The sequence below is a fragment of the Vibrio parahaemolyticus genome (genome assembly GCF_900460535.1).
GTDB lineage: Bacteria > Pseudomonadota > Gammaproteobacteria > Enterobacterales > Vibrionaceae > Vibrio > Vibrio parahaemolyticus.
In genome coordinates this window covers 74,182-87,829 of sequence record NZ_UHIL01000002.1, presented here as the reverse complement: position 1 = coordinate 87,829, position 13,648 = coordinate 74,182, and the positions used below count along the sequence as shown (strand labels likewise).

11 protein-coding genes are annotated in these 13,648 nt (G+C 47.3%); 4 read left to right on the top strand and 7 right to left on the bottom strand.

Annotated features, from left to right (window positions below; translation table 11 throughout):
* Window positions 1-2: 2 nt before the first annotated feature.
* Entirely contained in the window at window positions 3-1,010 is a 1,008-nt protein-coding gene (gene cydB, locus DYB02_RS17245) for a cytochrome d ubiquinol oxidase subunit II (RefSeq protein WP_029803619.1), read from the bottom strand.
* 28 nt (window positions 1,011-1,038) lie between these two features.
* Window positions 1,039-2,403 carry a cytochrome ubiquinol oxidase subunit I gene (locus DYB02_RS17240; RefSeq protein WP_029803618.1) on the bottom strand — a complete coding sequence of 455 codons (1,365 nt, stop codon included), beginning with the start codon at window positions 2,401-2,403 and terminating at the stop codon, window positions 1,039-1,041.
* Window positions 2,404-2,557: 154 nt separating this feature from the next.
* Here DYB02_RS17240 and DYB02_RS17235 point away from each other — a divergent pair, with 154 nt between their 5' ends.
* Window positions 2,558-3,973 (top strand): aminotransferase-like domain-containing protein, encoded by a 1,416-nt coding sequence (locus DYB02_RS17235; protein ID WP_031822820.1) that lies wholly within the window; start codon window positions 2,558-2,560, stop codon window positions 3,971-3,973.
* Between the two features lie 9 nt (window positions 3,974-3,982).
* On the opposite strand, the gene DYB02_RS17230 is transcribed toward DYB02_RS17235, so the two are convergent.
* Complete coding sequence (locus tag DYB02_RS17230) at window positions 3,983-4,531, bottom strand: sugar O-acetyltransferase (protein WP_025606195.1); 549 nt, start codon at window positions 4,529-4,531, stop codon at window positions 3,983-3,985.
* Between the two features lie 338 nt (window positions 4,532-4,869).
* Here DYB02_RS17230 and DYB02_RS17220 point away from each other — a divergent pair, with 338 nt between their 5' ends.
* The gene (locus tag DYB02_RS17220; protein ID WP_025623668.1) at window positions 4,870-5,736 is read left to right on the top strand and encodes a mechanosensitive ion channel family protein; all 867 of its coding nucleotides are present in this window, start codon (window positions 4,870-4,872) and stop codon (window positions 5,734-5,736) included.
* A 98-nt stretch (window positions 5,737-5,834) separates the two neighbouring features.
* Here DYB02_RS17220 and DYB02_RS17215 read toward each other — a convergent pair whose 3' ends face one another.
* Window positions 5,835-6,161: a DUF1840 domain-containing protein gene (locus DYB02_RS17215; RefSeq protein ID WP_029803615.1), complete on the bottom strand. Its 327-nt coding sequence runs from the start codon at window positions 6,159-6,161 to the stop codon at window positions 5,835-5,837.
* Between the two features lie 132 nt (window positions 6,162-6,293).
* Between DYB02_RS17215 and DYB02_RS17210 the strand changes: the two genes are divergently transcribed.
* Window positions 6,294-7,091 (top strand): phosphate/phosphite/phosphonate ABC transporter substrate-binding protein, encoded by a 798-nt coding sequence (locus tag DYB02_RS17210; RefSeq protein ID WP_161793089.1) that lies wholly within the window; start codon window positions 6,294-6,296, stop codon window positions 7,089-7,091.
* 50 nt (window positions 7,092-7,141) lie between these two features.
* Complete coding sequence (locus DYB02_RS17205) at window positions 7,142-9,763, top strand: hybrid sensor histidine kinase/response regulator (RefSeq protein WP_029803613.1); 2,622 nt, start codon at window positions 7,142-7,144, stop codon at window positions 9,761-9,763.
* Window positions 9,764-9,857: 94 nt separating this feature from the next.
* Here the strand turns inward: DYB02_RS17205 and DYB02_RS17200 are convergent, their stop codons facing one another.
* Genes DYB02_RS17200 through DYB02_RS17190 form a run of 3 tightly spaced genes read right to left on the bottom strand, consistent with a single transcriptional unit; the run spans window position 9,858 to window position 13,576 of the window.
* Entirely contained in the window at window positions 9,858-10,760 is a 903-nt protein-coding gene (locus tag DYB02_RS17200; protein ID WP_029803610.1) for a hydroxymethylglutaryl-CoA lyase, read from the bottom strand.
* Window positions 10,741-12,801 carry an acetyl/propionyl/methylcrotonyl-CoA carboxylase subunit alpha gene (locus DYB02_RS17195; protein ID WP_029861949.1) on the bottom strand — a complete coding sequence of 687 codons (2,061 nt, stop codon included), beginning with the start codon at window positions 12,799-12,801 and terminating at the stop codon, window positions 10,741-10,743. The genes DYB02_RS17200 and DYB02_RS17195 overlap by 20 nt, the downstream gene beginning before the upstream one ends.
* The gene (locus DYB02_RS17190; protein WP_029803608.1) at window positions 12,794-13,576 is read right to left on the bottom strand and encodes an enoyl-CoA hydratase/isomerase family protein; all 783 of its coding nucleotides are present in this window, start codon (window positions 13,574-13,576) and stop codon (window positions 12,794-12,796) included. The genes DYB02_RS17195 and DYB02_RS17190 overlap by 8 nt, the downstream gene beginning before the upstream one ends.
* Window positions 13,577-13,648 lie beyond the last annotated feature (72 nt).

Here is a 13,648-nt window from a genome sequence, read left to right as displayed (position 1 = left end):
CGTTAATGGTACGCTTCGTCTTCTTTCACTTTTCCGGAGAAGACGTAGTAACTCCAAAAGGTGTAAGCCAGAATGATCGGGATGATGATCACCGCTCCAACGAGCATAAAGCGCTGACTGCTTGCAGGAGCCGCTGCTTCCCATATCGATATGTTAGGAGGAATGATATTTGGCCAGATACTGATGCCAAGCCCAGCGAACCCGAGAATCACGATCACCAATGCCATCACGAAAGGGCTGCGCTCTTTTCGCTTTTTTACGGAGTCGGCAATCTTCAAACAGACCAGTCCAGTAATGACAGGTACCGGCAGTAAGTAGAACAAATTAGGCAGAGAAAACCATCTTTCCGCAATGGCAGGGTAAGCAAGTGGGGTCCAAGCGCTCACAATGATTAATGCGGAGATCATCGCCAGTAGTGTTTTGTTAGTGAAGCGATACATCGTGTTTTGCAGTGCACCTTCCGTCTTCATGATGAGCCATGTACTACCGAGTAGCGCGTACGTTGCGACTAAACCCAAACCACAAAAGATGGGAAAAGGGCTGAGCCAGTCTAATTGGCTACCTACGAAGACGCGGTTTTCCACCGCAAAGCCCTGAATTACCGCGCCAACGACGATGCCTTGGAAAAACGTGGTTAAAATCGAGCCGATCATAAAAGAGCGGTCCCAGAACTTTAAGTGGTTTTCCAATGCCTTAAAGCGAAACTCAAATGCGACGCCACGAAAGATCAAAGCAATCAACATCAACGTCAAAGGGATGGTTAGCGCTTCAATAATCACCGCGTAAGCCATCGGAAAAGCGCCAAATAGAGATGCGCCTCCTAGCACAATCCAAGTTTCGTTGCCGTCCCAAACTGGCGCGACACTGTTGACCATGACGTCTTTTTGTTTTTCATCCTTGATGAAGGGCATCAGTATTCCAATACCCAAATCGAAGCCATCCATGATGATGTACATCAAAGTGGCAAAAACGATGATCGCGAACCAAATCACGGATAAATCAAAATGCATATTCTCTACCTTAACTTTGTGACAAATTCTAGATGCGGCCTGAAACGGTCGTCATGTCGTGCTCATCGTGTTCGATTGCATCGGGGCCTTTCTTGATTTGGTGGATCATGTAGTAATACCCAAAACCAAACACCAAGCTGTACACAACAAGGAAACACAGCAGGCTGATGCTCATTTGTAGGTCTCCGTGTGCAGAAACCGCATCACGCGTTTTTTGTACGCCATACACCACCCAAGGCTGCCGACCAACCTCAGTCGTAAACCAGCCAGCGAGTATTGCGATAAGACCAGATGGCCCCATAAATAATGAAAACTTGAGGAACCAACGCGAGGTATAAAGCGTGTTCTTTTTTCGTAACCACATGCTGTAGAAGCTTTGAAAAATCATCAGAAGTCCTAGCCCGACCATGATTCGAAATGACCAAAAGACGATAGGTGAGTTCGGTCGTTCCTCTTTCGGGAAGTCTTTCAGCGCCGGGATTGGCTCAGTTAAACTGTGGCGTAGGATCAAACTTCCTAGAACAGGAATTTCTAAGGCATAGTCTGTGCGTTCTTGTTCCATGTTTGGCATGCCGAACAAAATCAATGGGGTTGGTTTGCCATTGCTGTTATCCCAATGTCCTTCGATGGCGGCAATTTTGGCGGGCTGGTATTCCAAGGTGTTTAGCCCGTGTACATCGCCAATCACGGCTTGGAGTGGCGCAAGGAACACTAAGATCCCGAGCGACATCGAAAACATCGTTTTTACCGTAGTCGATTGATTGCCTCTCAATAAGTGCCAAGCGGCTGACGCGCCTACAAAGAGTGCTGAACTGACAAAAGCCGCGACGCTCATGTGCGCCAAACGATAAGGAAATGAAGGATTGAAAACGATAGCAAACCAGTCGGTTGGCACCACACGTCCGTCGACAATTTCATAGCCTTGTGGCGTTTGCATCCAACTGTTGGAGGCGAGAATCCAGAACGTCGAAATGATCGTGCCTAACGCCACCATCGAGGTTGCAAAAAAGTGCAGCTTTTCGCCGACGCGACGCCAACCAAACAGCATCACGCCAAGAAATCCAGCTTCGAGAAAGAAAGCCGTTAACACTTCATAAGTCAGTAATGGGCCAGTGATAGAACCAGCGAAGTCGGAGAAACCACTCCAGTTGGTGCCGAATTGATAGGCCATGACAAGACCAGATACAACACCCATCCCAAAGTTAACTGCAAAAATTTTCGACCAGAAGTGATAGAGCTTTTGGTAATCGGGATTACGTGTTTTTAGCCATAAGCCTTCCAGCACGGCGAGATAGGTGGCCAAACCTATGGTGATAGCGGGGAAAATAATATGAAAGGATACCGTAAAGGCGAACTGTATCCGTGCAAGCATAAATGCGTCGAGGCCAAACATTAAACTTCCTTTGATCTTTTAAGTTTTATGAGAGAGCTATTTTAAAAGGAGCGGAATGAGGGAAGTAGGTACAGACAGTGACTATAAACCTATAACAGATTAAATATTGAAGTGTTATTATTTTGAATTCAGCTTTATGGAGGGGGATTTGCGTTTGGCGAAGTATCAAGAGTTAGTGGAACAGCTTAAAAGGCAGATAAAATCGGGGATATGGCATCCGGGTGACAAGCTGCCTTCTCTGCGTCGCCAATCTGAACACTTGGGTTTGAGCTTGATGACGGTGTTGCATGCCTATCAAATTCTGGAATCTCAAGGCTGGGTCACCTCACAGCCGCGCTCTGGTTACCGAGTCGCTCCCAATATTAAGAGTTCAAATGAACCCCAAGCGCCAGCCGCGGTTTCGTGGACAGAGCAGGTAGACATCAATGAATTTATCTTTGATGTTCTGCAGGCGAGTAAAAATCCATCCATGATCAATTTTGGCTTTGCCTATCCAGATCCAAGTTTGTATCCACGCTATCACGTGAATCGGGCGATGAGCGCAGCCGCTCGCAATATGCCGATTTCCACCACCTTTGATAACTTACCTCCGGGAAACGAACAATTACGCACCATCATCGCGAAGCGTTATGCTGCGAAAGGCATTGAAATTTCACCCGATGAAATTGTCATTACGGCAGGCGCGCTGGAGGCGTTAACGCTCAGTTTGCAAGCCTGCACAAGACCGGGAGATTGGGTGGTTGTGGAGTCGCCTGCATTCTATGGCGCATTGCAATCCTTAGAGCGGTTAGGTTTGAAAGCGCTCTCGGTAAGAACAGACCCAGTCACGGGTATTGACCTAGATTCATTGGAACGAGCGCTGCAAACACACGATGTGAAAGCATGTTGGCTGATGTCGAACTTCCAAAATCCTCTGGGTTTTACGCTCTCCAACGAGAAAAAACAAAAGCTGATTGAGCTGACACAGCGATATAACGTGCCAGTGATTGAAGATGATGTGTACAGCGAACTGCATGCCGAGAATGACTCGGTTTACCCACTAAGAATGTTTGATGACACGGGCAATACCATGTTGTGCTCCTCGTTTTCAAAATCATTAATCGCAGGGCTACGTATTGGTTGGGTCGCGGCGGGAAAGCGGGCGCTAGAGGTACAAAAGTTACAGTTAATGAGTACATTAGCGACGAGTGCACCAGTGCAAATGACATTGGTGCACTATTTAACAAGCCGCAATTATGAATCGCATTTGAAGCAGTTACGGAAAAAGCTGTTTGAACGTAAAAGTAAGATGACGGATCTGCTTAATGAGCTGTTACCTGAAGAAGTCAAAGTGTTAAGCCAAAGCGGCGGGTACTTTATTTGGTTAGAGCTTCCCAAGCATATCGACGGCTTGCAGATATATCGAGAAGCGCTAAAAGATAATATCAGCATCGCACCGGGAAAGATGTTCAGCCTGACAGAACAATACGATCACTGTATTCGTCTTAACGCTTCTTTTAAGCTTAATGACAAATACGTCCATGCTCTCAATTTGCTTGCCAACATTATTCGCGATCATTTGGCAAAATAGCGACTTTTTTCAGTTTTTTGGTTTAATGGAGCGCGCCGGATTTCCAGCAACTCGATCGCCCGGCGCAACGTCTTTGGTTATGACAGAGCCAGCGCCGACGACGGCCTCATCGCCAATGGTCACGCCTGGCAGTATGATTGCGCCCCCACCAATCCAAACGTTATTGCCAATTTTTACCGGTTTGGCGATCTCATCTCCGGCTAAGCGTCTTTGTGTATCGAGTGAATGAGCGGCTGTGTAAATTTGCACTCTAGGCCCAATCATGACGTTCGCGCCAATCTCAACTTGTCCATTGTCCAGAATAATGGCATCCCAGTTGATGTAGGTGTTTTCCCCGATGGACAAGTGGCAACCGTAGGTAAGTTGAAGCGGTGGCTCTATACAGGCGCTGTTTTCTAATTGGACGCTCATTTCCGCCAATAGTTGTCTACGGATATCTGGGTTTGGCTCGTGGTTAAATTGGAAGACAAGCTGCGCGGTTTTGGCGCGCATGAGCTTTAGCTCTTCATCCAGACAATTATAGGTTTCTCCAGAGCGCATCCGAGTCAGTTCTGACATAACAATCATTCCATCAATGTTATTTGCAACAAGGTGCACAATAATAAGTGAGAGTGACTCGAAGTGAAAATTTGATGCTTAAAAATCAGAAAGTTATCACTGATTTGCCTTGCGTATTCAGTCGGTTGATTGGCTCGTTTAGTACACAAAGACGTGCTCCCTAAATAGCTTAATCGTGTTGAAGCTAAAGCGGGAAACCACTCGAAGCGTTTTGCGTAGATTACAATATAGTTAATAAGAAGAACTTAATTGAGCCGTTTGCGCTATCGATTGGGCTAAAAATATAAGACTTATGCGCTCTGGCTTGCTGGCAACGATGAATCAAGAGTGAGCACTTTATGTTCGAACGGGTCATTTCATTTTTAGAAACAACGCTGTTTACCTTTAACGAACAACCTATCACGTTGTGGGCGATATTGATGGTGCCGACATGGGTGATTGTCGCTTTATGGTTGTCCAAAATTTTAATCAAAACCGTTACGTCAAGAATGTCCTCATCGGGGAAAGATCCAAACGTCATTCATTTGGTTAAACGGATATTATTTGTCATCGCTCTCGCCATTATTTTTATGACCACACTTTCGATGATCAATGTGCCAATTACCGCGTTCGCCTTTCTGTCTGGTGCCATCGCTATCGGCTTCGGTTTTGGTGCACAAAACATCATTAACAACTTCATAAGTGGCTGGATTTTGATTGGTGAAAAGCCAATCCGAATTGGGGACTTTTTAGAGGTCGAGGGCGCCAAAGGCATTGTCGAGCAAATAAATACACGTTCAACTCGAATCAGACGAACCGATGGCGTTCACATGCTCATTCCCAACAGTCAGTTGATTGAGAACGTGGTGATCAACTGGACGTTATGCGACAGATTAGTTCGTGGCTCGGTCATCGTCGGTGTCGCGTATGGGAGCGATGTCAAACAGGTTGCTGCCTTAATGGCGGAAGTGACTTCGCAGCAAGCGCAAGTTCTGAGTTCACCAGCTCCAGATGTGTTTTTTCAAGACTTTGGCGATAATGCTTTGATCTTCGAATCTTATTTTTGGATTAACTCAACAGTTGAAGGCGGGATTCGAACGGTCGCAAGTGCCATACGTTTTGAAATCTATGAAGCTTTCGAAAAGCACGGTATTGAAATCGCGTTTCCACAACGAGATGTGCACATTGATGGGGAAATCAAGTTGTCTAGGGAGAGAAACGGATAGGGCGATAAGCGGTGTAGGTGCCCTTATTTTGGCTTCGAGTAGTGATAGCGAGGCGGTCACAATATGGATTCACCTCGCTAGAAACCAGTTTGAAGACGTTATTGGTTGTCCCACATGACTTCGCATTCTTCTTTGATTGCTGATTTTAGCAACTCAATCAGTGGAAACGCTCTGCGCCCTAAGCTTACCGTAGGCTCTACTTGTTCTTCCTTTTCGTCTACATCTACATCAGTAGGGAGGTTTTCCTCAGCCGCATTTTTCGCAGATAGAGCAGAAGTTAACTTTGATAGCGCGTCAGGAACATCTTGAGCGGAAATTGACCCCGGCACTGTGCCGCTGTGACCCATCATTTTGATCATCTCTAATGCAATGTCGCCAAACATCGTGACATTTGCGTAGCTACGACAACGAAATGTAATAAGCATGTACTGCTCCTATTTTTAGGTGTTCGTTTGAGTATAAATCCTATCCGAGACATGAGGCAATTTAACGCGTTAATTCGCAATCTTTCAAATAGCTATCTATCTTTAACGGAAGACAAACACAAGGAGGTGGTTTTGTTGAATTCTCAATTGCAGAAGCTGACTTGGCCGTTTAAAAGGCGAATTTTTACGTTGCTTATGACGTTATGCATATTGTCGCCTTCCATCTTCGCTCAGCCCTCTCTTGTTTTTGGTGTAGTGCCACAACAATCGGCCACCAAATTAGTTCAACAATGGCAACCCTTACTGCAACGTTGGGGCGAGCTTGCTGGAGTTGAAATCAAATTTGCTACTGCGCGTGATATTCCTACTTTTGAAGCCCGTTTAATGGCTGGAGAATATGACATCGCGTACATGAATCCTTATCACTTTACGTTGGTGAACCAAACTCCGGGTTATACGGCGTTAGCAAGAGCGAAGAACAAGCGTATTACAGGCATTATTGTGGCGAGAAAAGGGCAGTCAGTTACTCTTGATGATCTGCAAGAGGAGACGATTGCTTTTCCGGCTCCGCGCGCGTTTGCGGCTTCCATCATCACGCAATCTGAACTAGAACAGAAAGGCATCAAATTTACGCCCAAATATGTGGGCTCGCACGATTCGGTCTATTTAGGTGTTCTGAAAGGCTTGTATGTCGCTGGTGGTGGCGTGAAGCGTACCTTTGAGAGCTTGCCGAGTGAAACCAAAGAACAACTGAGCGTGATTTATACAACCGCAGGTTATACCCCTCATGCCATTGCAGTCTCGAATGAGGTAGATGAAGAGATGGCTTTGGCATTGCGAGCGGCGATCTCACAACTCAATGAGGATCCCAAAGCACAGGAGAGCTTCGCTTTACTCAATATTGATGGATTGCAATTGGCGCAAGACTAAGATTGGCAAGACGTCGTCCAATTGGGCATTTCGAGATAAGTGGGCGCTTTATGACGCTGCGTTCAAAAACGATAATCGGCATTGCACTCATCGAAGCACTCGCGCTCGGTGTACTTATCATCAGTGGCCTCAACTGGTTTAAAAGCTCGAACGAGACCAGTCTCGAAGTTGGTAGCCAGAATTTGGTGAGTGTGTTTGCTCAAGCTTCGAGAGACGCGGTAATCGCAACGGATCTGGCGTACTTAGACAGCTTTGCACGCTCTGTCGTAAGTGAGCACAAGTTGGCTTACATCCGTATCGTCAATCAAGATGGCATCGAACTTACGCTTCAAGGTGATTATACAGGCGTTGACACCAATGTTCGTCCTTTCGATGCAAGCGACGGTGTTTATGACGTGGCGAAAGCAATCACGTTAGGCGATCAGACTTTTGGCGTGGTAGAAATGGGTGTTCACGTCGAGCATGTTCATCAAATGCTTTCGTTTGCGACTCATGCGAGTTTGGTGATTGCCTTTGTCGAAATGTCGCTGGTGGCGCTGTTTTCATTTGCGCTAGGCAGCTATTTAATGAAGCGTTTGGATCTTCTCCGCACTGGGGTAATCAAGGTTTCACAGCAAGGGCCGGGTTCGCAAATTTCTATTTCAGGCAATGACGAAGTCACGCGCGTTGGAGAAGCGTTTAACCAAATGTCGCGCTCTTTAGCGCAAGCGCAAAACAAACTTCAGCAAGAACATCAAACCCAACAGCAGTTATCCGCCAAAATATCTCAGCTTGCCGAGGTGGCGGAACACGCTCGCGATACCATCATCATTACGCATCCTGACGGCACGATTGCTTGGGTAAACTCTGCGTTTGAGCAGTTAACCGAATATTCGTTAGAGGAAGTGGTTGGCAAATCACCGGGCGAACTGCTGCAAGGTGAAGACACCGACGCAAACACCGTCGCGCTGCTCTCGCAAAGTGTTCGCAGCCATTCCCCGGTTAGGGTTGAGATACTCAATTACACCAAATCGCGGCGCCCATATTGGGTCGAGTTAGAGCTGTCTCCGGTGTTTGATGAAAATGGCGAGCTACTGCGTTTTATTGCGGTAGAACGTGACATCACCGATAGACGCGAGATGGAGAAGCGTTTGTCGTCTGCATTGGATAAATCGAAAAAAGCCACGCAAGCCAAGTCGGAATTTCTGGCGAACATGAGCCATGAGATTCGCACTCCAATGAACGCGATCATGGGGATCAGCGAGATATTGCTTGAGAACGAAAACCGCCGAGAGCCAAGGGAGTTATTGCTCCTGCTGCACAAATCTGCCAATAACCTTGTGACCATCATTAACGACATCCTCGATTACAGCAAAGTTGAAGCAGGCAAGTTGACGCTTGTTGAAGAGGAGTTTGATTTGCGCTCGTTAGTAGAGAGTTGCACGGCATTGTGTGCGTATCAAGCGGATAAAAAGAACCTTAAGTTATTGGTTGATATACCATTAGCCATGAATACGGTCGTGGTCGGTGATAAAGGTCGGATTAATCAAATCTTACTTAACTTGCTCGGCAATGCAGTGAAATTCACGGATGAAGGTCATGTGCAGCTGAAAGTAAGAGAAAGTGAGCTCGGTTTTGATTTTTCAGTGACCGATACAGGCATTGGAATTCCTGAAGACAGGCTAACTCATATTATGGATAAATTTGAGCAGGTCGATACCTCCGCGACAAGGCGACATGAAGGAACGGGCTTAGGGTTGGCAATCTCAAAACGTTTGATCAGCATGTACAACGGTGAGCTTTGTGTGCGTTCGGATTTTGGCAACGGATCGTGTTTTAGCTTTAGTTTGCAGTTGCCTAAACGAAGTCAGCCTCATTCTGAACCGGTAGAACTGAATGCAAATCGACTATTGTTGATTGATGATTATCAACCACGCGTGGAACACTTGATGCGCTTAGCTAAAGAGATTGGCATCGAGGTGACTCATCGCAACGATTGGTCTGCGGCGCAGTCTTTGGGCAGAGATTTGGACGGTTTTGACCGCATCATCGCGAGCGTGAACAATGCTCAGGATAGAGATGCGCTCTATGAGCTTGATGCGACAGAATCAGCCGCCAAACGGGTACTGTTTCTCGCCCCTTGCGTGATGGAGGAAGGGCTGGCATGGTCGTGCGAACGGGATCGTTTACTGCCGCAACCTGTCACGCAGCATAAACTGCAAACTCTGCTTTCTAGCAAAATACAAAAGCGTCGAGCGCTTTCCTCACAAGACAATCCAGATTTTTCTAATTTGCACCTTTTGGTTGCAGAAGACAGCCATATCAATCGAATATTGATTGAAAAAATGTTGCAAGACACCGGAGTGAAACTGACGTTGGCGGAAGATGGTGTCGAGGCCGTTGAACTCTACAAGCAGCTTTCCCCTGATTTGGTGATTACCGATATTTCTATGCCAAACAAAGATGGTTTTGGTGTGACAAAAGACATTCGTGAGTTACAGGAAAACGGTGAGTTTCCTTGGTGTCCAATCGTGGCGTTTTCTGCTCACGCGATGCAAGAAGAGCAGCAAAAAAGTATTGCACTAGGGATGAATGATTACCTGACGAAGCCAGTTCAGAAAAGCGATTTACTCGATATGATTGCGAAGTGGGGACGCCATACTCAAATGGCTGAAAAGCACGCCTCTGGTTAGTGCTTTTGTGAATTGTATTTGGCCCTAATAAAACGGGCATGTTGTTACGCATGCCCGTTTGTATTTATTGGTTGCTTATCGCGGATGGAGTCTTTTACAAGCTGTGCGGATCACCCAGAGCGAGTGCTACTTTGGAAGACGGACGTTTACCTAACGCACGGCAAATTTGCCAACCCGCTTCATTGATAATGTTGAGATCAATCCCCGTTTCAATGCCAAGCTGCTCACACAGATAAAGCACATCTTCCGTTGCGACATTACCACTGGCTCCTTTCGCGTAAGGGCAGCCCCCCAAACCAGCAACAGCGCTGTCAATGGTGTTGATACCCATTAACAAGGCTTGGTAAATATTGGCTAGTGCTTGCCCGTAGGTATCGTGGAAGTGCACTGCTAATGCGTCTTTTGGCAGTTGCGTTAACAGCGAATCCAGCATGGAGATAACGCGATTGGGGGTTGCTTTTCCGACAGTATCGCCCAGAGAAATCTCATAACATCCCATATCAAACAGCGTATTTGCGACCTTGGTAGTTTGCTCTGGCATGATGTCCCCCTCATATGGACACACCATGGTACAAGACAAGTACCCGCGCACAGGAATGTTGTGCTGGTTCGCCAATTCGATAACGGGCTCAAAACGGGCTAGGCTCTCCGCAATGCTGCAGTTGATGTTCTTCTGGCTGAACGCCTCTGAAGCGGAGCCAAACACCGCAATTTGCTTTACACCACTTTCGAGCGCACGTTCTAACCCTGCTAGGTTCGGTGTTAGCGTACTGTACACTACATCAGGCTGTCGAGTGATACCCACAAATACCTGTGCTGAATCGGCCATTTGTGGTACCCACTTTGGGGAGACGAAAGACCCAACTTCAATGTGTTTTAAACCACTGGTGCTTAGTTGATTGATCAAACGGATTTTATCGACCAGCGACACTGCCGTTTCATTTTGCAGGCCATCGCGTGCACCGACTTCGACAATATTAACTTTCGTTGGCAGCATACTCGAGCTCCTTATCTTCGCTGGCGTTATCCGATGACGAAGCCAAATGCAGCAGGATAGAACCATGTTGTACTTGGTCTCCGTGCTGATAAAACAATTCGTCGACTTTTGCTGCTACCGGAGCCGTGATGGTGTATTCCATCTTCATTGCTTCGAGTACCAAAAGCGGATCGCCCGCCGCCACTTCGTCACCTTTAGCCACCATGACAGCCGAAATTATGCCGTTGAGTGGCGCGGTTGGACTTAACTCATCGTCTATATCTTTTGTAGAGTCAAAGTTAGGTTGATGAGCGAACGTACGTTGCTGACCAAGATAAAACAGCGTTGTCTGGTGCTCGTCGCTAAGCGCATTAAAGGTGTAACGCACATTATCGATATCGACGATAAACGGGTTGCCACTTTCAAGCAGGATGACCTGATGCAACTCCTCACCACATCGGACTGTGAAGTGGTTAAGGTGCTGAGCCCCTGTATCTTGCGATGGTTGTTGCAAGCGTACTTGATGGTTGGCATTGGCATCCGTGAAGTTAAATCGATAAACGTTGTCAACCGACAGCCTAAATCCTTGCGTGGTTGGAGAGGGTAACGTTGAGCTACCTGATTTTGAAGTGAGATCATTCCAGCGAGCAACCGCCGCCAACGTTAGCCAAATAGAATCCGACACGTTTTGCTGCTCACTTATGCCTTGCTGGTGTGTGACGAGGAAACCAGTATCGAGCTCAATGTTGGCAAAGGCTGGCTGCGAAATAATGCTATGCAGATAACCGATGTTTGTCGTTACTCCACGTACGTGGTAGTGGGTTAACGCCTGCTTAAGCTGCTTGAGCGCGATGTCACGAGTTTGACCCCAGACGATCAGTTTGCTGATCATCGGATCGTAGTATTCGCTGATGATATCGCCTTGAGTAACACCGCTATCAACACGCACACAAGCTAGTCGAACATTGTTATCCGAGATGGGTTCTTGTAAATAATCAATGCATCCAGTCGACGGCATAAAGTCGTTGTCCGCATCTTCTGCGTAAATTCGCAGCTCGATTGAGTGTCCGTTATGGGTGATTTCGGATTGCGAGATCGGTAAATGCTCTCCAGCCGCAACTTTGAATTGCCACTCCACTAAATCAACGCCAGTGATCAATTCAGTGACAGGGTGTTCAACTTGCAGACGGGTATTCATTTCCATGAAGTAAAACTCACCGCGGCTATCGAGCAAGAACTCAACCGTACCAGCGCCTACATAGTCAATCGCTTGAGCGGCCTGAACCGCGGCTTCACCCATTTGTTTACGCAGTTCATCACTCAGAGCGGGAGCTGGTGCTTCTTCGACTACTTTTTGGTGACGACGCTGAATGGAACAGTCACGATCAGAAAGATAGACACAGTTGCCATGTTGGTCAGCAAAGACCTGAATTTCAACGTGGCGCGGTTGCAATATGCATTTTTCGACAAGAAGCTGCTTATCGCCAAAGCTTGAAAGTGCTTCACGCTGCGCACCGTCAATGGCTAACGGTAGTTCGGCTGCGCTATTGACCACTCGCATGCCTTTACCGCCGCCACCTTGGGTTGCTTTCAGCATGACCGGATAACCGATTTTTTCCGCTTCAGCCGATAAGTGCTCAATGCTGTTGTCTGTGCCGTGATAGCCCGGAACCAATGGTACGTTCGCCTCTGACATGATGGCTTTGGCTTGCGACTTCGAGCCCATCGCCTCGATTGCACTGGTGGAAGGGCCAATAAAAACAATGCCATTTTCGCTGCACGCTTTCGCCAGTTTCGGGTTCTCGGAAAGAAAACCATACCCAGGGTGGATAGCATCGGCTTGCCACTTTTTCGCTGCGCCGATAATCGCATCGATATCGAGATACGACTCACTCGCCGGAGCAGGGCCGATAAATTCAGCGAAATCCGCCTGTTTTACATGTAAGCAGCTGCGATCCGCTTCGGAATAGACGGCAACCGTCTCGATAGCCATGCTTTTTGCGGTTTTAATGATTCGGCAGGCAATTTCACCGCGGTTTGCGATCAGTATTCTTTTAAACATGATTCCTCCAATTGGCGGCGCGCTTTTCAAAAAATGCACTCAGTCCTTCTTGTCCTTCACTGGACACGCGGGCGGTTGCAATGGCTTGGCTGGTGTATTCAATTAATGAGTGATCGATAGGGTGGTTGTCACAACGTAAGCAGAGTGCTTTTGCAGCCTGCATGGCTTGCGGGCCATTATTAAGCAGGTGCTCAACCATACGGTTGACCGACTCTTTTGGCTGGGGATCGATTTGATGAAGAATGTTCATCGATAACGCGGTTTCGGCATCGATCATTTCCGCAGTCAAAAAGTAGCGTCGGCTTTGGCGTTGTCCAATCGCTCGAATTACGTAGGGTCCGATGGTCGCGGGCAATAAGCCGAGTTTCACTTCACTCAAACAGAAGCGGCTTTCAGGTGTGCCGATAGCGATATCGCAGCAGCAGATAAGCCCAAGTGCGCCACCAAATGCAGCGCCGTGCACCATGGCAATGGTTGGTTTGCTAAAGGTATCCAGTTTATGCAGGAGCATCGCCAATTGCTGTGCATCTTGCAGGTTTTCACTCTCGGTTTTGGTGGCCATTGACTGCATCCAGCCAAGATCCGCACCTGCAGAAAAGTGTTTCCCTTGCGCGGTGAGTACCACTGCACGTAGAGAGTCGTCTCGCTCAAGTTGTTCCAAGGTTTCGATAAGTGAAGCAATTAATTCATCATTAAACGCGTTGTGTTTCTCTGGTCGATTCAGGCTCAACCAGGCAACGCCATTGCTGTCTTTTTCAAGCAGTAGTCCGGTCATGTGACTTCCTATGTCTGACATTTCAGTCTGAGATTCCATTGCTCGCTAACCAATACTTGTATAAACATCGGT

Excerpts from the sequence above, each read along its gene's own strand:
- DYB02_RS17195 (WP_029861949.1), bottom strand. The coding sequence starts at position 12,801 with ATGTTTAAAAGAATACTGATCGCAAACCGCGGTGAAATTGCCTGCCGA.
- DYB02_RS17240 (WP_029803618.1), bottom strand. The coding sequence starts at position 2,403 with ATGTTTGGCCTCGACGCATTTATGCTTGCACGGATACAGTTCGCCTTT.
- DYB02_RS17220 (WP_025623668.1), top strand. The coding sequence starts at position 4,870 with ATGTTCGAACGGGTCATTTCATTTTTAGAAACAACGCTGTTTACCTTT.
- DYB02_RS17200 (WP_029803610.1), bottom strand. The coding sequence starts at position 10,760 with ATGCTGCCAACGAAAGTTAATATTGTCGAAGTCGGTGCACGCGATGGC.
- DYB02_RS17205 (WP_029803613.1), top strand. The coding sequence starts at position 7,142 with ATGACGCTGCGTTCAAAAACGATAATCGGCATTGCACTCATCGAAGCA.
- DYB02_RS17230 (WP_025606195.1), bottom strand. The coding sequence starts at position 4,531 with ATGTCAGAACTGACTCGGATGCGCTCTGGAGAAACCTATAATTGTCTG.
- DYB02_RS17190 (WP_029803608.1), bottom strand. The coding sequence starts at position 13,576 with ATGACCGGACTACTGCTTGAAAAAGACAGCAATGGCGTTGCCTGGTTG.
- DYB02_RS17215 (WP_029803615.1), bottom strand. The coding sequence starts at position 6,161 with ATGCTTATTACATTTCGTTGTCGTAGCTACGCAAATGTCACGATGTTT.
- cydB (WP_029803619.1), bottom strand. The coding sequence starts at position 1,010 with ATGCATTTTGATTTATCCGTGATTTGGTTCGCGATCATCGTTTTTGCC.